Below are 22,183 nucleotides of genomic sequence, written 5' to 3'. Positions count from 1 at the left end.
GCCTATGCCGCACCCCGCGCAGGCGCAAGCCGGGCCAGCGGGCGGAGATCGGCAGTTGGCATGCCGCCGATCAGCCTGGGCCAGAGGGCCTAAAGGCCCTAACGACCCAGGCCGATCGGAGCCTGTTTCAGCGCGCGACCGCCACCGCCGGTGCGGTAACACCGGCCGCCACCAATTCGCGTTCAGCCTGAACGAAGCCATAAGCGGGCACGATCTCACCCGCCCGGTCGCTCGCCTCGGTCCAGCGCGCTGCGAGGGCTTCGCCGGCATCGGTGCCGCCGCCGATCTGGATGCCATCGGTCAGCGTGACGTTGGCCGTGGCGAAATGCCCGGCACCGGCGCACAGGATCGCGCGGGTCGGTGCGTCCGTTCCCACAAGCGTCAACAGCCCCGGGCTGACCAGCGCCGGGTCGAGCGCGGCAAGGCTCGCTTCGGACAAGACGCCTTCGGTCATCCCCGTCGCGGCGGTCGGCGCGAGGCAGTTGACGCGGATGCCATATTTCTCGCCCTCGATCGCCAGCGTTTGCATCAGGCCGACCAGCGCCATCTTCGCCGCGCCGTAATTGGCCTGGCCGAAATTGCCGTACAGGCCGGAAGATGAGGTGGTCATCACGATGCGGCCATAGCCCTGTCCGCGCATGATCTCCCAAACCGCCTTGCTGGCGATCGCGGCACCCATCAGGTGCACGTCCACCACCAGCCGGAAATCATCCATCGTCATCTTGGCAAAGCTCTTGTCGCGCAGGATGCCGGCATTGTTGATCAGGATATCGACCCGCCCCCACGCGTCCATGGTCGACGCGACAATGTTGGACATGGCCCATTCGTCGGTCACCGAACCGGCGAGCGCGAGCGCCTTGCCGCCCTGCGCGCCGATCTCTGCGGCAACGCGCCGCGCTGCGTCCTCGCTCAGGTCGTTGACCACGACGCGCGCGCCCTTACGCGCCAGATAGAGCGCATGCGCGCGGCCCAGCCCGCCGCCGGCACCGGTCACGATCGCGATCCGTCCATCGAGCACCATCAACTTCCTCCCTTTATCTTCGCTAACGTGTGAGTGAATATATCATGCACAGGATTAGCCGTGCGCAATCGGGTTGGCTAGCCTTTGCCCTGCGCGCGGCTCCCGCAAATCTGCCGGAAGCCTGCAGCCATGAACACGGCCATGCGGTCCTTGATCGCCGCGAAATCCTCCGACCGGCACAGTCCGCCCGACAATTTGTCGATGCGTCCGGTGCGCGCCAGCGTGACCATCAGCGCGCCAGTGACGAAGTGATAGCCCCAGAAGATGTCCTCCTCCGCGCAATCGGGCAGCGCCTTCTTCAGCAGCTCGATCAGCCGCAGCACGACCGGATCGAAGTGCGAGTCCATCAGCTCCGCGCCCCATTCGGGCGTGTTGGCAACGAGTGCGCCGAGCGCCCCGTAATTCTTCCAGCCCTCGCCGCCCTCGATATACAGGTCGAGATCGGTGTCGAGAAAGGCATGCAGCGCGCCTTCCAGCGTCGGTTTTCCGCCGGTTACAGCGTCGTAATCGTTCAGTGCCTTGAGCCGCTTTTCGCTGGTCACTACCGCGCGGCGGGCGAACACCGCGTCGAACAGCTTCTTCTTGTCCTCGAAATAATAGTTGAGCAGCGTGTGGTGGACGCCGACGCGCTTGGCGACGTCCTTCAGCGTGACGCCGTGCAGCCCGTGCTTCGAGAACAGATATTCCGCCTCGTCGAGGATCTGCTCCATCATCTCCGCGCGCTGTTCCGCCTTGGTCGAGCGGCGGCGGGTCTTGGGCTTTTCGGATGTCTGCTCTGGCACTAGGCTGTCATTCCCCTGCTGCCCGGATGCGGCCGGATCGCCGCAGCCCGGGTCGAACAAGGTCTCAAGCGCTTCCATATTGAGACCGCAAGCTATTCTTGTCGATTTTGCCGGTCGGGGCGAGCGGCATTGCGGGAAGGCGGACGATCGCGTCGGGAATCCACCAGGATGCGACGCGTCCGCGCAGCGGGGCGAGCAGGTCTTCGTCGCTCAAAGCATCGTCCTGCATTTCGACCAGCAGCAGCGGGCGTTCGCCCCATTTCGGATCCTCCCGCCCGATCACTGCGGCGAGCGATACCTGTGGCAGTGCACCGACCACCGCCTCGATCTCGGCAGGGTTGATCCATTCGCCGCCGGACTTGATCAAATCCTTGGCGCGGCCGGTGATGATGAGGTTGCCGTCGCGGTCGATCCGGGCGAGGTCGCCGGTCGCGAACCAGCCATCGGCGTCGGTTGCTGGAGCGTCCTGCCCGAAATAGCGGTCGACCACCGCCGCACCGCGCACGCGCAGATGGCCCTCGGTGTCGCGTTGTTGCGGCAGCGGCACGCCGTCCGCATCGGTCAGCAGCAGGTCGACGCCGATCGCGGGGCGTCCGGAAACCGCCGCCGTCCGCTGCGGATCGTGCGGCGGGGCGACGGTGCCGGACGGCGACAGCTCGGTCATCCCCCAGCTGGTCTGCACGGTGACGCCGAGCACGCGCTCGATCCGCTCCATCAGCGCGGGGGCGAGCGGTGATCCGCCGACAATGATCCGCTGAAGGCTGGGCAGCGTCTCGCCCGTCGCCTCGAGATGCTCGGCCACGCCCAGCCACACGGTCGGGACCGCGACGCCAATCGTCACGTCAGCCGCCGCGATCAGCCGGGCGAGGCTTGCCCCGTCGGTGTGGCGCCCCGGCAGCACCAGCCGCCCCCCCGCTGCGGGCAGCGCGAAGGGCAGGCCCCAGGCATTGGCGTGGAACATCGGCACCACCACCAGCACGCTGTCGCTGGCGCGGATCGCCATGACATCGGCCTGCAGGCAGCGCAAAGTGTGCAGGAAGCTGGCGCGGTGGGTGTAGGTCACGCCCTTGGGCGCACCGGTGGTGCCGGAGGTGAAGCACAGCCCGCACGGCGTGGTCTCGGCGAAATTTCCCCACACCGCTCCGCCGGGTGCGGTTGCGATCAGCGGCTCGAGCGCGGCGACGGCGCATGTCGCTGATTGAGCATCAGCGACGCCGTCGATCACCAGCATCAGCGACAGGCCCGGCACCCGCTCTGCAATCGCGCGGGCGAGCGGCTGGAGGTCGGCGCTGACGATCAGCAGCTTTGCCCCCGACTGCACCACCATGTCGGCGAGCTGTTGCGCGGTCAGCCGCGGGTTGAGCGTGTGGCACACCGCGCCCATGCCCATGATCGCATACCACGCCTCGACATGCGCCTGGCTGTTCCACGCCAGCGTCGCGACGCGGTCTCCCTGCCGCACCCCGAAGCCGGTGAGCAGCGAAGACACCGCCAGCGCGCGGTCGCGCAGCGCGGCATAGCCGATCGGGTCGATCCCGCCGCCTTCACGCGCGGTCACCACTTGTGCATCGGGATGCCATTTGGCGGCGTGGTGCAGGAACTTGTCCAGCGTCAGCGGATAATCCTGCATGCTTCCGTCGATCATCGGCAACCCGTCGCCTTGTTGAGGACCGGCGAGGCGACGCCGGTGTTCCAGTTCCATGGCTGATCGCCCGCCGCGCGGCGGCGACACACCGCCGCTTCGTGCAGCGCGAACATGCCCGGCATCAGCCGCGTGCCGGGCAGTGGCTTGCCCGCGAAGCCCATGTAATTGGCGGCCTTGCCATAGGCTTCCCAGGCCGGTTGCCCGTCCGCGACCGGCGTGCCCGTGCGCGCGAAGCTCGCCCAATAGCCCAGCATCGCATCCGACAGGCGGCGGTTGGTCACGTCATCGGGGACCTTGGGCCAATAGGGCGGCGTGCGGCTGGCGGTGCCGAAGACATAGGGGATTTCGGCGGCGTGGAAGGCGTGCAGGCCATATTCGGCCGCAGCGGGGTAACCGTGATCGAACAGATAGAGATAGGCGCTTTGCCCGATCGCGGTTTGGCCGATCGCAAGCCGGGTCGCCGTCCAGCCGTAGAGCGCATCGCGGGTGGTCGCGAGCATCGCTTCCTTGATATTGCTCGCGGGATACAGCCGCAGGAACGGGTCGGCGAGGTCGCCGTAACGCTCACGGATCGCCGCTTCATAGGCTTGCGCGGACGCGGGCGCGGGTGGGAGCAGCACCGGGAGCGAGCGGATCTCGCCCGAATTGAAACCCGCAAGGACCGGCACCTTGGCCTGTTCGCCATGGTCCCAAGTCGCTACCAGCTGGCGGGTCAGCGCCTTGCCGTCGACTGTTCCCCACGGACCATAGCCCTTGGTCGCAGCCTCGACCGTCAGCTTCTCCGCGTCCATCGCACGCAGCCCGGCAAGGTCGCGCGCACCGAGCGTTGCCATGATCTGGCTGCCCGCTGCTTCGGCCGAGGGCAGGCCGTGCTTGCCCTGTTTCAGCTCGGGCGTGGTGATCATGTACGCGCTCTGCGCCACCGCCTTGTGGAACAGCCCGCGCGCCTGTGGGCTGGCCATCAGATACATAACACTAAGCGCGCCGGCGGATTCGCCCGCGATGGTGACGTTGCCGACATCGCCGCCGAACGCCGCGATGTTGCGCTGAACCCATTTCAACGCCGCGATCTGGTCGAGCAGGCCGTAATTGCCCGACACGCCGTCCTGCGATTCCGCGCTGAGCTCGGGATGCGCCAGATAGCCGAGGATGCCGAGCCGGTAGTTGATCGACACCACGATCATGTTGCCGCGCTGCGCCATCCGGGCGCCGTCATACATGGTTTCGTGGCTATAGCCCGCGACCAGCGCGCCGCCGTGGATCCACACGAATACGGGCAGATCCTTGGCCCCCGGTGGGGCCCAGATGTTGAGCGTCAGGCAATCCTCGCTGACCGTGTCGAGCGGGTTAGTGTAGATGCCGGCATTGCGGTTGCGCGGCTGGACGCAGGCGGGGCCGAACGCGGTCGCCTTGCGCACCCCCTGCCAGTCTGCGGCAACGACCGGCGGCTTCCAGCGCAGCGGGCCAACCGGCGGTTGCGCGTAGGGGATACCGCGGAAGATGCGGACGCCGCCCTGCTGCACGCCCTCGACCGTGCCGGCCGGCGCGGTGACCTGCGGTGCCTGCGCAAGCGCGGGGCTGCCCAATGCCAGTGCTAGGATGGCGAGCAGCCACTTCATGCCGCCGCCCCCTCGCGCTTCAGCCGCCGCGCGAGCGCGACGAACAAGCCGATCGCGAACAGGTAGAAGGGCGTTAGCGTGTAGAGCGCGCTCTGCAGGCTCTGTGTATCCCCCTGCGCCTTGAACCAGTCGCTCGCGAACCCAACCCAGGTCGGGCCGAGGCCAAGGCCGATAAAGTTCATGATCAGCAGCAGCAGCGCGCCCGACAGCACGCGCTGATTGGGCTTCACCTCTTCCTGCACCAACGCGACCGAGGCCGAGAGGTAGAAATAGTTGAACACCATCACCACCGCGAGCAGCGCGAGAGCAAGCGGCCAGGCGGGTGCCCAGACGAAGCCGATGTAAAAGGGCATCGCGATGGCGAGCGACACGGCCGGAGCGACCGCATAGCCGCTGCGTGCCTTACGCGTCATCGCGTCGACCACCCGGCCGGAGATCACCATGCCGCCGCCCATGCCGACCAGCAGGACGAGCGCGTACCAGATGGCGACGTCGCCGAGCACCATCCCCTTTTCGCGCATCAGATAGAGGACCGCGAAATTGCCTAGGCCATAGGTAACGAACTGCGTCGCGCCGCTGCCCAAAGCCGCGAGCATCAGCACGGGGTTGGACAGGAATGCGCCGACGGTGGGCCAGAACGGTGCCTTGTCCGATGCGCCCGCCGCCCGCGCGCCGTCCATCGCGCCCTTTTGCGGTTCACGGATCATGAGCCACACGAATGCCGCTGTGACCACGCCGACCGCACCGACGATGATGAAGGGCAGCCTCCAGCCATAATGTTCGGCGATCGCCGCGCCGAACGCGACTCCCGCTGCTGCACCGATCGCGGGACCGAGGTTGAAGATGCCGAGCGCCGCAGCGCGCTTGCCCGGGGGATAGGTGTCGGTGATGATCGCATAGGATGGCGGCACGCCGCCCGCCTCGCCGAACCCGACGGTCATGCGCGCGATGACGAGCTGAGTATAGTTGGCCGCCAGGCCGCACGCGACCGTCGCGCCGCTCCAGATCGCGCAGGCGAGGCTGAGCACCCCGACCCGACTGGTGCGGTCGGCGAACCAGCCGACGGGGATCGCGATGAAGCAATAGAACATCGCGAAATAGAGGCCGCCGATCAGCCCCAACTGCGTATCGCTGACCCCCAGCGAATCCTGAATCGGCTTGGCGAGAATGCCGATCAGCTGCCGGTCCAGGAAGTTGAGGATGTAGACGAAGGTGAGCGTGACCAGCACGAACCAGGGCCGGTTCGCGGGTGACGGACGGCCGGTGTCGCCACCGGCCGTCGCTGCATCAGAGGCCATAGCCAAGACGGATCCCCACGGTGCGCGGGCGCAGCGTGCCGAAGCGGCTCACCAGAAACGCCTCGGGATGGATGTACACGACCGAATGATCGTCGAAGAGGTTCTCGACATAGAGATTGGCCGAGAGCGACCCTTTCTTGACCCCCAGATTGAGGTTCACATTGGCGTATTCGTCGGTCTTGCCAAAGGTCGACAGGCGCAGATTCGGGTTGCCCGGCGTGTTGGGGAAGGAGCTGTTATAGGACCCCACATATTGCGCGTTGATCGCAAAGGTGCCGAGCGCGCTGTCGCCGAGGTCGAAGCCATAGGAGATGTACGCCGCGCCCTGCAGCCGCGGAGCGGACAGGCGGTGACCGAGCACCGCGCCCGACACCACTGCCTCCGTCGTCGACAGCTTGGTGATCTTGGAGTCGTTATAGGCCGCGTTGAGGCCGATGAACACGTCCTTGGCCGGGATCACGCCGATCTCGACCTCGAACCCCTTGCTGCGCGCCGCGCCGATATTGGTCGCGAACTGCACCGAGTCCGAACGGCGATTGGCCTGGGCCTGGATGTTGCTCCAGTCGATCAGGTAGAGCGCGGCATTCATCGTCACGCGACCGTTGAGCCAGCGTGCCTTGGCACCGAGTTCGTAGCTTTTGAGGTCGTCCGACTCCGCGCCGTACGGGATGATGATGTCGGTCGGATCGGTCAGGCTGGCGGCACCGGCACGCGCATTGACGATCGGCGCGCGGAAGCCGGTCGAGAAGGTGGCGTAGGTGGTGAGCGATGAACTCGGCTTCCACGTCGCGCTGGCCTTCCATGACGGGGCCGATCCGGTCGCCTTGACGCCGGTGACGGCAGCATAGGGGATCAAGTTACTCGGCCCGAAATTCACCGGGATTCCGTAGAGCGCATAGGTGAAATAGTTGAACCCGGCCGCCGTGGCGAGGTAGCCGCCGGCCTCGGTGAAGCCCTGCGCGGAAGTGCGGCCATAACGCATGCCACCGGTCAGCCAGAATTTGGGCGAGAAGCGATAGGTGATCTCACCGAACCCGGCCAGTTCGTCGCTCTTCTGATAGGTATAGAGCTTCTGATAATATTGATCGGGCAGGCCAGTGATGCCGCGCGCCGCCAAGAATTGCGGGTTGGACCGGTAGAAATAGTCCACGTCTCGGCGGCGATTCATATAGAAGCCGCCGATAGTAAACTCGAACGGGCCGTCGAGCGACGAGACCAGCCGCGTTTCCTGCACGAACACCTTGTCATAGGCGTCGGCGTCGAGGCCGAAGGCGATCGGCGCGGCGGGGAAGGATCCCGCCGGGAAGGTGCCGGCCAGATCGACATAGAATTTCTGGTCGAAATCCGAATAGGTCGATGAACTGGTCAACCGTGCGAAGTCGAATTCATATTCGACCGTGCCGTTGATGATGGTCTGCTTGCCGGTGAAGCGGTCGGGCTGGTCCGACACACGCTTCTCACGCCCCAGCGACGGACTGGTGAGCGAGCTGTCCTTGGGATCGCTGTCCTCGTACGAGCCCATCACCCGCACCGACAGCCGGTCGTTGGGCTTCCACAGCGCGATGACGCGGCCGCCCCAGTTGATCAGCTTGTTCGAATTCTCGATCCCGGTCCCGACATTGTCGAGATAGCCATCCTCGTTGCGGTAGAAGCCGACTGCGCGCACCGCGAGCGTGTCGCTGACGATCGGCAGATTGACCATGACATTGTAGCGCTGGCGGAAGCTGTCCTTGCCGGTCAGTGCCAGATCGACCTGGCCCGCCATGTCGAACGACGACAGGTTCGGGCTCTTGGTCAGGATCCGCATCGCGCCCGACAGCGAACCCGAACCGAACAACGTCCCCTGCGGCCCGCGCAGGAACTCGACGCGCTCGACGTCGAACAAAGTCGGATCGACCACGGTCGTGTTGCCGATGGTCGAGATCGGCAGCTCGTCGATATAGACCGCGACCGAGCTTTGCAGATTGGCGTTATAGCCGTTGGTGGCGATGCCGCGCGCGGTGAAATTGTTGAAATTCTGGGTCGGGCGGTTGAGCACGACGCCCGGCGTTTCGCGGGCGATCCCCTCGAATCCGACGATCCCCTTTTCGGTCAGCTCTTCCTGCTGGAATGCGCTGATGCTGAGCGGCACGTCCTGGATGCGCTCGGCGCGGCGGGTCGCGGTCACGACCACCTCGTCATCTGCCTGAGCGGTCGTGTCGCCGGTCGTCGGGGCGTCCTGTGCCGCGACGGACATCGGTACCGTGAACAACGTGACCGCACAGGCGGTCGCCAGAAGCCTTGCCCTCATCCTTACCTCTCCTCGATGCCATCGATCATGCGTCGATTTGCTGCGGCGAATATGTCGCGGCGGCAGCGCCCTGTCAATATTCACTATCACGCGTGTGAATATCTTTGTGGCCCTGATCGAAGCTGCCCGGCCCAAGCCCGTTGTTGCCATGTCGCCACCACTGTGGAAGCGTGCGGAGATGATCATGCACGGCGCGCACAATGGCTATCTGGTAGCCCTGTCGATCGCCGTCGCGATCTTCGCCTCCTTTGTTTCGCTGAGCCTGGCGAGCCGGATTCGCGCGTCACGCGGGCGCGTGCGCCGGGTCTGGCTTGCCGCCGCGGCGACGACGCTGGGCGGCGGCATCTGGTCGATGCATTTCGTCGCGATGCTGGCGTTCAGCATGGCCGGCTTCACGATGAGCTATGACGGCGGGCTGACCCTGTTGTCGCTCGCGCTCGCGATCGCGTTCACCGGCGCGGGGTTGGCGACCTTCAACTGGCAGCAGGTGACGGTGCGCCGGATCGCGCTGGCCGGGCTGCTCATCGGCAGCGGCGTGGTCGCAATGCATTATCTTGGCATGGCGGCGATGCGCATGCCGGCAACCCTGACCTATGACTGGGGCTGGGTTGCACTCTCTGTGGTCATCGCGTTGGGCGCGGCGACTGCAGCGGTCTGGCTGGCGACGCGCGAGCACCGGACCAGCCAGATGACCGCCGCAGCGGTGGTGATGGGTGCGGCGATCGCGGGCATGCATTATTCGGGCATGCGCGCGGCGATCTTCACCGCCGCGCATCATTCCGATCATGCGCAGGGTGCGGCGAGCATCGGCCAGACCAATCTGGCGATCGCCATCAGCATGATCACCGTCATGGTATTGCTGCTCCTCCTTGGCGCAGCGCAGCTCGAGCGCATCTACCAGCGCACCGCGCGGCGGGAGGCCAAGACTGCGCTTCGGCTGAAGATCGCCGACCTGCTGCGCGGACAGTCACCAGAGGAGGCCTTGCCGGAGGTCGCGGCGCTGATGGGTACGCATTTCGGCGTCACCCGCACCGGCTATGGCGACCTCGACCCGGTCGAGGATCAGTTCGACTACCGCGCGTGCTGGACCGACGGGACCGTGCCGCCGCTGGTCGGCCGCTTTCCGGCCGCGGCCTTTGGCGTGAAGATCGTTGCCGCACTCAATGCCGGTACGACCGTTGCGATCGACGACCTGTTCGATTCGCCCCTCAGCGACGAAGTGCGGACGCAAGACACCGCGCGTGAAGTCGATACCCGCGCGATCCTGGTCGTGCCGTTCGTACGGGATGGGCGGCTGCGCACCATCGTCTATCTCAATGACCGTCAGCCGCGCCACTGGCGCGCGGCCGAGATCGCCTTCATGGAAGAGATCGCCGAGCGTACCCGCCTGGTCATCGAACGCGCGGCGGCCGAGGCGCAGTTGCGCGAGCTCAATACGACGCTGGAGGCACGCGTCGAAGCCCGGACCGCCGAGCTGCGCCAGACGCAGGAAGCACTGCTGCAGAGCCAGAAGATGGAAGCGGTGGGTCAGCTGGTGTCGGGCATCGCGCATGACTTCAACAATCTGCTCGGCGCGGTGGTCGGCGCGTTCGACCTGATCCGACGCCGCGCCGAGGATCCGGATCGCGTTCGGTCCTACGCCGATAACGGGCTCAAGGCGGCGGAACGCGGCGCGAAACTGACCGGCCAGTTGCTCGCCTTTGCCCGCGCCCAGGGGATCCAGCTTCAGCCGTTGCGCGTGTGCGACGTGATCGAGGCGATGGCGGAGCTGCTGCGGCGCACATTGGGGCCAATGATCGCGCTCGACCTCAAACTCGCCGCCGTGCCGGTGCCGGTGCTGGCCGATCCGACCCAGGTCGAAATGATGATTCTCAATCTGGCGATCAACGCACGTGACGCGATGCCGGACGGCGGGACGCTGACCATCGCCACCGCGACCCGCCAGATCGGCAGCGACACCGAACTGGATCCCGGCGATTATGTCGAGATCGCCGTCAGCGACACCGGCATCGGCATGGACGAGGCGACGCTGCGCCGGGCGATGGAGCCGTTCTTCACGACCAAACCGGTCGGCAAGGGCACCGGACTGGGGCTCGCGCAAATCTATGGCAGCGCGCGGCAGGCCGGAGGAACGGTGCGCCTGTCGAGTACGCCCGGCATCGGCACGACGGTCAGCGTGCTGCTACCCCGCACGAATCGCGAACCCGTCGCGGTTTCGGGCGAGGCGCGGACCAATTCCGTTCCGGATGTGCGCTTGCGCATCCTGTTCGTTGATGACGATGTGGATCTGCGCGGTATATTTGCGACGGCGCTGACCTCGCTCGGCCATGAAGTGATCGAGGCGGGCGGGAGCGATCAGGCGCTCGACCTGATCGAGCGCATCACGCCCGACGTGGCGCTGCTCGACTTTGCGATGCCCGGGATGAACGGAGCGGAACTGGCACTCGCGCTCAAACGGCGCCTGCCGAACCTCCCGATCCTGTTCGCGAGCGGGTTTGCCGATACCGAAGCGCTCAACCGGGCTGGCGCAACCGCAGTACTGCGCAAGCCGTTCAGGATCGACGACCTGCTTCCCGCACTGCACGCCGCGATGCAACGCGAGGCGGGCGACGTCGTGGCGGAGCGGGAAGAAACCTAGACCAGGCAGTTGACCCGTAAAACGAGCGGGCCGCCATTCCGTTCGTTGGCCCAACTGCCCTGACGCGTCCCCGGATCAATGTGCGTCGAGCCAACCCAGAAACGTCTCGAATACCGGCGATTGCTTGCGGTCGCGGCGATAGATGAGGTTGATGTTCCAGCGCGTCGGCGGGTCGAGTTCGATCGCCATCACGTCGCGGCGCGATACCGAATCGATCACCTCGTCATCGGCAAAGCCGATGGCTCCGGTGCGACGCGCAAATTCGACCACCGTGCGCTGGGTCGACACCTCATGCGCGATCGACGGGCGGACGCCGAAATCGTTCATCATCGTTTCGACCGCGAGCCGGATATTGTGCGGCTGGACCATCATTACGAACGCCTCGCCATGGAGCTCGCGAAAATGGATGCGGTCGCGGTTGGCGAGGCGATGGTCGCCCGGCACCGCGATTTTCATCCGCCGTTCGCCGATCACCCGCGCCGCCAGATCGAACCCCTGAGGCGGCGCGCCGATGATCGCGCCAAGATCGACTTCACCGGTCAGAATGTCGTTAACGACGGTCTGTGGATGGGCGGACTTGATGTTGATCGCAACACGCGGGTGCGCGCGGGCGAACTCGGCCAGCAGGTCACACAGCGCGCCCTCAGCAACCACCGGAACCGCAACGGTGCGCAGCGTGCCGGGAAGGCCCAGGCGCAGCTGCCCGATCGCCTCCTGTACCATGTTGAGACCGGCGAAACTGCGATCGACCGATTCCAGCAACGCGCTGCCCGCCTCGGTCAGGGTCATGCCATAGCGACCGCGTTCGAACAGCTTGAACCCGCAATGCGTCTCGAACGCGCCGATCGCGCGGGTGATGCTGGGCTGGGTCGAATTGAGCCGCTCCGCCGCGCGCGTGGCGGAGCCTGTTTCGGCGATCGTGCGGAAAATCTCCAGCGTGCGCGCTTCGATCGGATGCATATCAGTCCCGTATGGGAAGTGCCGAAATCGGCATTTCTCGACAGGATTAACCCGAGTTTATGAAGTCCGTCCAGCCGCGCTGCGTACCCGAAATGGGGCGCGGGCGGCGCGCGGGACGGGGGTCACGATGCAACTGGAACGGGTCTGTGTGGACCGATCGACGCCGCAGTGTGGCTCAGGACGGGCCGAGCGTGCGGTTGAACGTCGGCACGTACAGATCGACGGTGGACGAATAGGACTTCTGCGTCCCCGATCCGATCTCCGCCTCGATCAGGTCCGGCGTGGTCCAGCGCGCGCGCTGCGGCGCAGTCTCCGGTACTTGTTCCTGATTCGACATGGCCCGTGCCCTCCAACTTGTTTCGGGGGCGATACTGCGCAATCGCGACGATCGCGTCAACCCGCGAAATCCAAAAAATATCGTGTAAGTTATTCAGATATAATGATTATTCTGAAGTTCGGGGGGCGCCTGCGCGGCGGGTGGCGATGAAATCGTACCGCGTATCCGGCCTGACGGTGGACAGCGATATTGCATTGCCCAGCTTTGCCGGAATCGACCCCGCCGCAACGGCGGATATCGTCGTCCGCGCAGGCGACGTTCCCGAGCAGCTAGCGGGTGCGCGGCTGATCGGGCCGAACTGGGTTCTGGCACCGGACGCCATCATCCTTGGCATTCCCGGCGTGGTGCGGATGATGATGCATGGCGGCGACACGCTGACCTATGCCGTCGAGCCCGGTGCCGCGTCCGAAGAGCTCGCGATCTTCCTCACCGGAACCGGCATCGGTATCCTGCTGCATCAGCGCCGTGCGATCGTGCTGCACGCCAGCGCGGTGCGGGTCGGCGATCACGCCGTTCTGTTCTGCGGCCCCTCGGGCGAAGGCAAGTCGACGCTGGCGGCCGCGCTTGGCGAGGCCGGGCATGATCTGGTCGCCGACGATTTCTGCCGGATTGAGTTGTGCGATGGGGCTGGTCCATTGGTTCATCCCGATGGCCGCCAGATGCGGTTGTGGGAGGATGCGACCGAGGGGCTGGGCATCGCCGGACGCCGTGGTGCCCAGGTCCGCGCCGCGATCCGCAAATTCTATGTCGCGCCGCGCGCGGTGGAGGGCCGTGCGCTGCCGATCGGCGCGATCTATGCGCTGCGAGAAGCGCGCGCGCCGTTTGCGCCCGGCCTTCACGTCCCCAATCTGGTTGACGCCGCGTTGATCGTCCGCCGCAACGCCTATCGCCCGTTGCTGGTACGCGAGATGGATCAGAAGCAGCTCTATTTCGAAGCAGCGGCGCGGTTGGTGCGCGATGTCGAGATCCGGATCCTGGCGCGGCCACTCGACTTCGCGGCGATGCCCGATGCTGTCGCGACGCTGCACGCGCATTGGCGCGCGCTCGGCCTGAGCGTGGATCGCGCTGCATGAGTCGACGCATCTGGCTCGCTTCCTATCCCAAGTCGGGCAACACCTGGTTCCGGCTGCTGCTCGCCAACCTGCGCGCCGACCGGCCCGCCGACATCAACCGTTTGCCGACCGAACCGGCGCTCGCCAGCGCGCGCGCGCCGTTCGACCGGGTCACATTGGTCGCTTCCGGCCTGTTGACCCCGGATGAGTGCGACCTGATCCGCCCCGCCGCCTATCGCGCGATGGCACGGATCGACGATCCCGAGGAAGATGCGGGCGCGGCCGGGATCGACGACACGATCTTCGTCAAGACGCATGATGGCTGGACGCACAATGCGGCGGGGGAGGCGATGCTGGGCGGCGCGGATGCGGCGGCGGGCGCGATCCTGATCGTGCGCGATCCGCGCGCCATCGTCGCGTCGCTGGCGCATCATAACGCAGCGCCATATGACGCAGCGATCGGCTTCATGGCGAACTCCGCAGCGCGCTTTGCCGATCGGCTCGACAGCCAACCGAGCCAGCTGCGCCAGATCGTGACCGACTGGAGCGGGTTTCAGGCGAGCTGGCTCGATCAGCGCGACATCCCGGTTCACCTGATCCGGTACGAGGATTTGCACGCCGATGCGGCGGGCGAGCTGGCGCGCGCGCTCGCCTTTGTCGGGGTGGCTGTGTGCGCGGCAGAATGCGCGCGTGCAGCGGAGTTCGCGCAATTCCGTCGCGTGCGGGCGCAGGAGAAGCGGCTCGGCTTTGGCGAAGCGCCCCGGCCACAGCATGCGACGCGCTTTTTCCGGCGCGGCGAGGCCGGTGGCTGGCACGACGAATTGTCGCCGGAACAGGTGGCACGGGTCGAGCGCGCGCATGCCGCGATGATGGCGCGGCTTGGCTATCAACTCAGCGAACGGAAACTGGCATGCGCGTGATCGGGCAAAGTCGGGACTGGATCAGCAACGATCTGGGCGGCGAGCTGATGATGATGAACATCGATCGCGGCGTCTATATCGGCTTGAACCCAATGGGTGCGGAAATCTGGCGGTTGATCGAAACGCCGCGCGCGACCGACGCCATCTGCGCCGCGCTGATCGACCGGTTTGAGGTCGATCCGACGACCTGCCGGGCCGAGGTCGATGCCTTTATCGACAAGATGGCGGCGCGCGGCCTGGTCATGGTCGCGGAGACCTGACCCGTCATGGCGGGCATTTTCGGCCTGTTGCGGCGCGATGGATCGGCGGCATCGCCGCGCGATCTGGCGCGCATGGCCCAGCGGCTCGCACCGCTGGCCCCGGGCGGATGCCGCAGTGAGGCACTGGGTGAAGTTGGCATCGGTATCTGTCACGCCCCGCTGCGCGCGATCGACCGGACCGACGGCGTGCCGATCTGCGACGCGCAGTCCGGAATCACCCTGGTCGCCTCCGCCCGGCTCGACGCGCGTGGCGGGCTGGGCGCGGCGCTGGGGGTCGCGCCCGCCGATCTGGCGCGGATGACCGACAGCGCACTGATCCTGCGTGCCTGGCTGCGCTGGCGCGAGGATTATGCCTCCCACCTGCTCGGCGACTTCGTGGTGGCGATCTGGGACGAGCGGCGGCGGCGGCTGGTGCTTGCCCGCGACCCGATGGGTCAGCGCGACCTGTTCTATCATGTCGGGCGCGACCTGCTCGCCTTCGCGCCCGATGTGCCGGGGCTGTGGGCGCTGAGCGAGGTGCCGCGCGCGCTTGAAGATACGATGCTGTGCAACGCGCTGACCCGCGATTTCACCGCCACCCCCGGCGCGACGCTGTTCACCGGCATCAAGAGCCTGCCGGGCGGGCATCTGTTGATCGTCGAGCCGGGGCGCGAACCGCAACTCCGCGCCTATTGGGAGCCGCATGCCGATCCCGCGCATGTCGGGCGCAACGACGCCTATTATGTCGAGGCCTATCGCGCGATCCTGGGTGACGCGGTGGCAACGCGGCTGAATGGGCTGGAGAAGCCGCCCGGCCTGTTGCTCAGCGGCGGTTTCGACAGCAGTGCGATTGCGGGACTGGCGCGCGATCCGCTCGAGCGATCCGGGCAGCGGCTCGTCGCCGCCGCGTCGGTCATGCCGTCCGATTATGCCGGGACGATTCGCCATGCCGGGCGCTGGGTCGATCTGTGCGCGCGCGACATGCCTTGGCTCGACATCCGGCGGGTGACGCGCGACGGGCTCGACCCGATCGCCGATATTCAGCGCCGGCTGACCGAGCGCCAGACCCTGCCGTCGGTCTATGACCCGGTGGACACGGCCCTTTGCGCCGCGTTGGCGTCGGGGGGCGCCGGGCTGGCGATGGACGGGCATGGTGGCGACTACACGCTCAACCCGCGCGGGCGGCAGGCACTTGCCCGCTGGCTGGCGGCTGGTGCCTACCAACGATTTGGGCGCGAGTTGCTCGCTGCGCGCCGCACCACCGGGCGGTCGCTCACATCGTTGCTGCGATACGATGTGGCACCCCATTTCCTGCCTCCTGCGCTGCGCAACTGGCACGCCGCGCGACGCCGTGCGCGACTGCCGGTGCAGCGAGGCTTTATCGCGCAGGCCGGCCGCGTGCCACCGACCCGGGACCATCGCGGCGGGTTGTTGTGGGCGATCGACCTGGTTCGGCGCGGCAGCGGGAGCACGACCGGTTTTGCGCGCCACGGGCTGACGCTCAGCCGACCGTTCCACGACCGCCGCGTGGTGGAGCTCGCATTGGCTATCCCCCCGGACCTACAGGTCCGCGATGGCCATAGCCGGCATCTCGCGCGTGCCGCGCTCCAGGACGTCTATCCCGCTGAATTTCAGCTCCGCGGGCGCGCCAATGATGATCCCTTCCCCGATTTCCAGGCGGCGGTCGACCGTGCGCGCCCGGCGCTACTCGCCGATCTTGACCGGATGCAGAAATCTCCGGCGCTGACCGCGATGATCGACTTCCCCCGCCTGCGCAGCCTGCTGGCGGCCATGCCCCCGCGCGCGCATCGATCGGGCTGGGAACAGGACACGCACACCGCGCTCAATACTTATTGCGTCGCCCGCTATGTCGAATGGTTCCGGCGGGACAACCGGCTCGCAGATTGACGGCTGCTTGGGTTCAGCGCGACGGGGTGAGCATCGTGCAGGTGATGCCGCGCACGCCATTCAGCCTGCCCCGACGTCCGCATCAAGTAATCGCATGTCGGTCAAGCAGCGCGACCAGCGCACGGCTCCAGCCGACCCAGCTTGTCTCGAGGCTGCCCGGATCTACAGCGGTCGCATCGTCGGTCCGGGCATGGTGCAAGCGGTGCGCCCCAATCGTGGCGACCATCTCGCGATAGCCGCGCTCGATGAAATGGCGGGCCTCCCCCGCGCTGTTCTCGATCGTCGCGGGATAGGGCTGCTGGTAGCCGGGCAGCGCGCCAAGCAGCGGCCTGAGCGTCCCGAGCCACGCTTCGGGCGCGAGCAGGTAGCGCTGGGCATCGGCAGCGGGGAGCGGGGCGAGGACGCCATCGGCGACCTCGTGCCAGTCGCGCGCGGCAAAGCCTGCACCGAGATGGACCCACAGGCGCACCTGATCGGGCGGCGGGGCGTGCGCGCCGACATAGGCGTCGCCGCCGACATATTCGCGCTCATGCCCGACCAGCCCGGCAAAATGCAGATCGGCATCGGGGTAGCGCCGCGCGAGCAGCGGCGCAAAGTGCAGAAAGGCGGCGATCCCTGACCCGCGCTCGCCCGCACAGCCGAACCAGCCGGACAGCGGCGTGGTGACGATGATCGCCCGCCCCTGCCCCCGCCGCCGTGCGACGATGTTGGCCGAGAATGCGGTGATCGCTTGGCCCTCCACCACGATCCGTCCGGTATCGCCGCGTGCCGCTGCGGCAACGAGCGGCGCGGCGTCGCGCGGGGCAATGACCAAAGTCGGGACCGCCGACACCGGATGTTCGAGCGGGGCGTTGAGCGCCAGCGCCTCCCCGGACGGGCCACGCGTGACCAACACCAGCCCGACGCATCCGGCGGCGAGTGCGGCCTTTACGGGGCGTGCGGTGCGCCCTTCGAGGATCGAGGAATGGCGCGCATAGGGAAGCCGGATCACCGCGATCTTGCCCGTCAGCCGCGCCGGATCGGCCGGCTCGTCCGCGAGCACCAGCGGCGCGGACAGGCCGGCGGGGCCGGTCGGGCAGGCAGGGCGCTGGACGATGCCGTCAAGCTGGACCGCCCCGGTTGCAATCGTGGCGCGGGTGATGTCGTGGTCGGCGTAGCGGATCGGCTGACGCGTCACGGTGAACCCCGCCGCACGCAGCCGCGCGTCGACCCAGTCGAGCGTCGCGAGGTTCCCCGGCGTGCCGGTGCGGTGTGGGCCGAGCGCAGCATAGTGCCGCACATCGTCCATCAGCGATGGCCCCGCCGCCGCCGCGCGCGCCATGCCAGCCGGCAGGCCCGTCGCCAGCCCCAGCGCGAGCGTCGTGCGCCGGTCGATCACCGGCCCTGCGGTCACGGAGTCACTCGCTTGTCGGTGCGGAAGTCGAGATCGGGGCGCTCGCCCACCAGCATCGTGCGGGTCGGCGCCTCGGCGCTGTCCTGCGCGGAGAGGCGCGCGATCAGCGCCGTGCCCTGCGCCGCCATCGCGCTGCGCCACGCTGCGATATCGTCATACCAGAAGACCGCGACATGGGTGTAGCCGCGCGGGATCGCGGCGGCATGGAGCTGGACCCGGCGAGTCTGCGGCAGCGCGGTGAGCGGCGCAAGCGCCTCCCGCGCCCATGCATCGGCATCCGCGGTCCCGGCGGGGGGGCGGAGAAACACGACCCAGCGCGCATAGGGAACGGCCTTGTCCGGGGTGGCCTCGTCCTTGATCGCAACCGCCGGTAGCTTGACTGTCACGGTGCGCGTCTTGATCCCCGCCGCCACTGCTGGGTCGGGCGGCGTCGGGCGATGCGCGGCCATCGCCTCACCCGTCACCCCGGCGCGGAACGCCGCGACGCTGGCAAAGCCGATTTCGGTCAGCCGCCCGTCGACCAGCTTGAGCCGCTCGGCCTCTTCGGGGGTGAAGCGATAGCTGCGGTGGCTGACGTAACGAGTCTGGCGGTTCTGCGCGCGCGCCAGCGTTTCGGGGGCGTGATAGGTAATGTACCAGCGATCGACCGCGATCAGATCGACCGGCGGAGTCACCTCGACCATCACGAAATGCTGGATCGGCACCTCTTGCGCGCGGAGCGGCGTAGCGAGGGCAAGTGCGGCCAGCGCGAGCGGCGCAAATAACTTCATGGCATCACCTTCATCGCCACCAGCCGCTGCGGCAGCCGCCGATAGCCGGTTGAAAAGACCAGATATTGCTCGCCCCCGGCCATATAGGTCATCGGCGCGCCGAGCATGAAATCGGGGAGCGTGAGCGTCGCGAGCACCGCACCGCTCGCCTTGTCGAGCGCGCGCAGCCGGGGTTCGGCGGTGATCCGGTCCTGCGGCCCTTCGCCGACGAACAACAGCGTCTTCGTCGCCAGGATCTGCGCCCGGCCGAACGATCCCGCATCGCCGGGGTGGAGGGCGCGGAACGCCGGCAGGCGGCTCATCCCCCTACCGTTCGGCGTCATCCAGCGATGGTCGCCACTCGCCATGTCGATACAGGTGGTGCGGCCATAAGGCGGCTTGAGCAGCGGCAGCCCGCGTGGCCCGCGTGCGATCACGCGCGCCCCGGCGACCTCGACCTCGGCCTGTTCGGTCGCGCGGATATTGCCCTTGTCATCCAGCGCGATGTGCAGGGGCACATTGACCGAGGGGACGAACAGCCGCCCGCTTTCCGGATCGAATGCCGCGCCGTTCCAGTTCGCCCCGCCGACGAAGCTTGGCATGATGATCGTCGGCGTGCTGCCCGGCGGGGTGAAGATCGAGCCGTGGAGATAGCCTGCCAGCGCCGCCTGTGCCTCCGCCTTCAGTTCCGGCGTAAAGTCGATCAGGTCATCGGGGGTGATCCCCTGTCGGTCGAACGGGAGCGGCCAGGTCGGATGCGGCTGGGTCGGGCTGGTCCGCTCGCCGGGCAGGGTGGATTGCGGGACGGGGCGTTCCTCGATCGGCCAGATCGGCTCCCCGGTCGCGCGGTCGAACACGAACAGGAATGCGTGTTTGGTGACCTGCATCACGATCTTGCGGCGGCGTCCGGCGATGGTGACATCGCCCAGGATCGGCGCGGCCGGCAGGTCATAATCCCACACGCCATGATGCACGGTCTGAAAATGCCAGCGGCGCTTGCCGGTCTTGAGGTCGATCGCGACCAGACTGTCGCCGAACAGTCCGTCACCGGGCCGCTCGCCGCCGTAGAAATTGTTGGTCGGCGTCGACACCGGGGCATAGACGATGCCCAGTTCCAGATCGGCGCTCATTGGCGCCCAGACATTGGTGTTGCCGGTGCGGCGGTGCGATCCGTCCTTCCAGCTTTCGACGCCGAATTGGCCATCGAGCGGAATGGTGTGGAATACCCAGAGCAGCCGCCCGCTGCGCGCGTCGAAGGCACGGATGTCGCCGCGCGGCATCAACCGTCCGTCGGCGCGGTCGTCGATATAGCTGCCAATAACGACGACATCGCCCGCGACGAGAGGCGGGGAGGTGATGCCATAGATGCCCGGCGTGTCCGGCACCGGCCGCACCATCCCGACGCTGCGCAGATCGACCACGCCATCGTCGCCAAACTCCGCAATCGGCTTGCCGCTGTGCAGCGCCAGCGCCATCAGCCGCCCGTCGCCGGTGGCGAGGATCACGCGCGCCGACTTCCCCCGGCCCCACACCGCGATGCCGCGATGGAGAAAGCCCTTCGTCGTCGTTGGCCCACGCTTCCAGCTGAGCGGGTCGAAGCGCCACAGCGTTTGCCCGGTGGCCGGATTGAGCGCCGCGACCTGTGACATCGCCGTGCTGGTGATCAGCAGCCCTTCGGCAAACACCGGGGTGGACTGGAACTCGCCAGGTTTCAGATTGGGGTTGGCGGCGAGAATTTCGGCGTCGGGCGATTCCCACGTCCAGGCGACGCCCAGCCGGGCGACATTACTGGCGTCGATGGCGTCGAGCGCCGAATATTTCTGCGACGCCAGATTGCCCGCATAATGCCGCCACGGCGCGTCCGGTCCAGCACGCGACGCCCGCGCGGCGGCGGGAAACGCCAGCAGCGACGAGCCGGCGAGCGCGCCGCCGATCACGCGGCGTCGGGACAGGCCCGCCATCACAGCTGCTCGATCGCCGGGGGTGACCAGCGCCCCTGCCGGATCGGCGCGCGCGGGACATAGGCGCGCAGCGACACCCGCATCGGACCGTCGGGCGTGGGCAGCCAGTTGCCCTCACCCTCCGCCACCGGTTCGCGCGACAGGATGATGTCGATCGCGCCATCGGGTCGGCGGATCAGCCCCGGCGTACGTTCGGACACCGAATAGCGCTGGATCGGATTGGCGGCGAAGAAGTAGCGGCCATCGGGCTCGGCGGCATACATGGTGATCGACCAGAAGCCGTCGACCGGTATCCCTTCAGCCGGGATGCGGATGCGATAGCGCCGCGCGGGGTCAAGCGGCTCGCCGCGATGGTCGCGCACCGAGCTGAAATACATCGCCTCGTCCGGCGGCAGCGCGGCAAGACCGCTCAGCGCGACAGCAGCGCGCAGGCGATCGTTGCTTCCAAATGCACCGACCTCAGTCGTCGATGCGCCCCAGCCGTTCACTTGCCGCACCCCGGCGGTAAAGGTTTCCCGCAGCCGGGCGATCGAGCGCGGGGTTTCGGCGCGCCACGCCGCCTGCAATGCGGGCGACAGCGCGGCAAAGCTGCCCGCGCCGCCGGGTCGGATGCCCGCAGCGGCAAAGCGCCGCCAGCGCCGCGCCTGTCCCACCCGGTCGCTTGACCGGCTGAGCAGTTCCGCCGCAGCATCGAAGATCTGGGCAGCGTCGGTGCCATCCACCGCACGCACCTTCGGTGCGCGCACCGCGCCGCGCCCGGGGGCAGGCAGAACCGCAAACTTGTCCTGCAGCGCGCGCACCGCAGGCAAGTCGGCGGGACCGGACACGAGGATGCGGATCAGCATCCACACATCGTTGGTTTCCGACCGGATCAGCGTCGCATCCGCCGGCGGCTTGCCGGTCCAGTCCGGCCCGACCAGCCAGAAATCGCCGCCCCGCCCCTTGGTCGCGCGCGTCCCGATCGTGCGGAAATTGTCGGTGAAGGCGTTCATCAGCGTGACCGAGAAATAGCGGTCGGTGATGTCGGGTACGCGCAGCCGCACTGGCCCGCCCGACAGCTCGAAAAAGCACGAGCTGTAGATCGTGTCGTTATTGGGGGCGGTCACCTGCCGCGCGGTCGCATCGGCGAGGACGCGGCGGTGATAGATGCGGTTCAATCGCTGATCGAGCGGCAGCGTCGGATCGGCAAGCTGGCCGATCCGCTGCATCGCGCGACTGAATTCGAACAGCGGATAGGCATAATCGAACGCGCGGGTCAGGTCGGGGGCCGCAGCCGACGTGGCCGCCGCCGGAAACACGGCCAGCGTTGCGGCGCCAGCGAGCAGGGTGCGCCGACCTACCGTCAGAATGGTGTTGATTCCGGACATCGTG

The 22,183-nt window shown here is 67.2% G+C and carries 17 protein-coding genes; 5 read left to right on the top strand and 12 right to left on the bottom strand.

Features of this window, described 5'->3' with window-relative positions; genetic code table 11:
- Window positions 1-127 precede the first annotated feature (127 nt).
- From ACRYLO_RS17920 to ACRYLO_RS17895, 6 genes are all read right to left on the bottom strand, one after another.
- A complete protein-coding gene (locus ACRYLO_RS17920; RefSeq protein WP_482661414.1) occupies window positions 128-1,021 on the bottom strand; it encodes an SDR family NAD(P)-dependent oxidoreductase in 894 nt (297 codons plus the stop codon).
- 77 nt (window positions 1,022-1,098) lie between these two features.
- The gene (locus ACRYLO_RS17915; RefSeq protein WP_482661413.1) at window positions 1,099-1,881 is read right to left on the bottom strand and encodes a TetR/AcrR family transcriptional regulator; all 783 of its coding nucleotides are present in this window, start codon (window positions 1,879-1,881) and stop codon (window positions 1,099-1,101) included.
- Window positions 1,868-3,448: an AMP-binding protein gene (locus ACRYLO_RS17910; RefSeq protein WP_482661412.1), complete on the bottom strand. Its 1,581-nt coding sequence runs from the start codon at window positions 3,446-3,448 to the stop codon at window positions 1,868-1,870. The genes ACRYLO_RS17915 and ACRYLO_RS17910 overlap by 14 nt, the downstream gene beginning before the upstream one ends.
- Entirely contained in the window at window positions 3,445-5,067 is a 1,623-nt protein-coding gene (locus tag ACRYLO_RS17905) for a carboxylesterase/lipase family protein (RefSeq protein WP_482661411.1), read from the bottom strand. The genes ACRYLO_RS17910 and ACRYLO_RS17905 overlap by 4 nt, the downstream gene beginning before the upstream one ends.
- Window positions 5,064-6,365, bottom strand: a complete 1,302-nt coding sequence (locus ACRYLO_RS17900; protein WP_482661410.1) for a spinster family MFS transporter — start codon at window positions 6,363-6,365, stop codon at window positions 5,064-5,066. The genes ACRYLO_RS17905 and ACRYLO_RS17900 overlap by 4 nt, the downstream gene beginning before the upstream one ends.
- Window positions 6,355-8,655 carry a TonB-dependent receptor gene (locus ACRYLO_RS17895; protein WP_482661409.1) on the bottom strand — a complete coding sequence of 767 codons (2,301 nt, stop codon included), beginning with the start codon at window positions 8,653-8,655 and terminating at the stop codon, window positions 6,355-6,357. The genes ACRYLO_RS17900 and ACRYLO_RS17895 overlap by 11 nt, the downstream gene beginning before the upstream one ends.
- Before the next feature lie 178 nt (window positions 8,656-8,833).
- Between ACRYLO_RS17895 and ACRYLO_RS17890 the strand changes: the two genes are divergently transcribed.
- Window positions 8,834-11,293: an MHYT domain-containing protein gene (locus ACRYLO_RS17890; RefSeq protein WP_482661408.1), complete on the top strand. Its 2,460-nt coding sequence runs from the start codon at window positions 8,834-8,836 to the stop codon at window positions 11,291-11,293.
- Window positions 11,294-11,368: 75 nt separating this feature from the next.
- Here ACRYLO_RS17890 and ACRYLO_RS17885 read toward each other — a convergent pair whose 3' ends face one another.
- Both ACRYLO_RS17885 and ACRYLO_RS17880 read right to left on the bottom strand, forming a co-directional pair.
- A complete protein-coding gene (locus ACRYLO_RS17885; protein ID WP_482661407.1) occupies window positions 11,369-12,253 on the bottom strand; it encodes a LysR family transcriptional regulator in 885 nt (294 codons plus the stop codon).
- Window positions 12,254-12,428: 175 nt separating this feature from the next.
- The gene (locus ACRYLO_RS17880; RefSeq protein ID WP_482661406.1) at window positions 12,429-12,590 is read right to left on the bottom strand and encodes a hypothetical protein; all 162 of its coding nucleotides are present in this window, start codon (window positions 12,588-12,590) and stop codon (window positions 12,429-12,431) included.
- 146 nt (window positions 12,591-12,736) lie between these two features.
- Between ACRYLO_RS17880 and ACRYLO_RS17875 the strand changes: the two genes are divergently transcribed.
- The 4 genes from ACRYLO_RS17875 to ACRYLO_RS17860 are packed head-to-tail and all read left to right on the top strand — an operon-like array spanning window position 12,737 to window position 16,709.
- On the top strand, window positions 12,737-13,663 hold the full coding sequence (locus ACRYLO_RS17875; RefSeq protein ID WP_482661405.1) for an HPr kinase/phosphorylase: 927 nt from the start codon (window positions 12,737-12,739) through the stop codon (window positions 13,661-13,663).
- Window positions 13,660-14,562 (top strand): sulfotransferase domain-containing protein, encoded by a 903-nt coding sequence (locus ACRYLO_RS17870; protein ID WP_482661404.1) that lies wholly within the window; start codon window positions 13,660-13,662, stop codon window positions 14,560-14,562. Before ACRYLO_RS17875 ends, ACRYLO_RS17870 begins: the two co-directional genes overlap by 4 nt.
- Window positions 14,553-14,822: a PqqD family protein gene (locus ACRYLO_RS17865; RefSeq protein WP_482661403.1), complete on the top strand. Its 270-nt coding sequence runs from the start codon at window positions 14,553-14,555 to the stop codon at window positions 14,820-14,822. Before ACRYLO_RS17870 ends, ACRYLO_RS17865 begins: the two co-directional genes overlap by 10 nt.
- Before the next feature lie 6 nt (window positions 14,823-14,828).
- A complete protein-coding gene (locus tag ACRYLO_RS17860; protein ID WP_482661402.1) occupies window positions 14,829-16,709 on the top strand; it encodes an asparagine synthetase B family protein in 1,881 nt (626 codons plus the stop codon).
- A gap of 82 nt (window positions 16,710-16,791) precedes the next feature.
- Here ACRYLO_RS17860 and ACRYLO_RS17855 read toward each other — a convergent pair whose 3' ends face one another.
- From ACRYLO_RS17855 to ACRYLO_RS17840, 4 genes are read right to left on the bottom strand one after another with little or no spacing between them, the layout of a single operon-like run.
- Window positions 16,792-18,102: a hypothetical protein gene (locus ACRYLO_RS17855; RefSeq protein ID WP_482661401.1), complete on the bottom strand. Its 1,311-nt coding sequence runs from the start codon at window positions 18,100-18,102 to the stop codon at window positions 16,792-16,794.
- Window positions 18,099-18,872 carry a hypothetical protein gene (locus tag ACRYLO_RS17850; protein ID WP_482661400.1) on the bottom strand — a complete coding sequence of 258 codons (774 nt, stop codon included), beginning with the start codon at window positions 18,870-18,872 and terminating at the stop codon, window positions 18,099-18,101. The genes ACRYLO_RS17855 and ACRYLO_RS17850 overlap by 4 nt, the downstream gene beginning before the upstream one ends.
- Entirely contained in the window at window positions 18,869-20,812 is a 1,944-nt protein-coding gene (locus ACRYLO_RS17845; RefSeq protein ID WP_482661399.1) for an outer membrane protein assembly factor BamB family protein, read from the bottom strand. The genes ACRYLO_RS17850 and ACRYLO_RS17845 overlap by 4 nt, the downstream gene beginning before the upstream one ends.
- Window positions 20,812-22,179 (bottom strand): DUF1254 domain-containing protein, encoded by a 1,368-nt coding sequence (locus tag ACRYLO_RS17840; RefSeq protein ID WP_482661398.1) that lies wholly within the window; start codon window positions 22,177-22,179, stop codon window positions 20,812-20,814. Before ACRYLO_RS17840 ends, ACRYLO_RS17845 begins: the two co-directional genes overlap by 1 nt.
- Between the last annotated feature and the right edge of the window lie 4 nt (window positions 22,180-22,183).

Source organism: Sphingomonas sp. SDUR79 (assembly GCF_056821745.1).
Note: the sequence above shows the minus strand (reverse complement) of the source record. Positions and strands in the feature narration are given on the sequence as shown.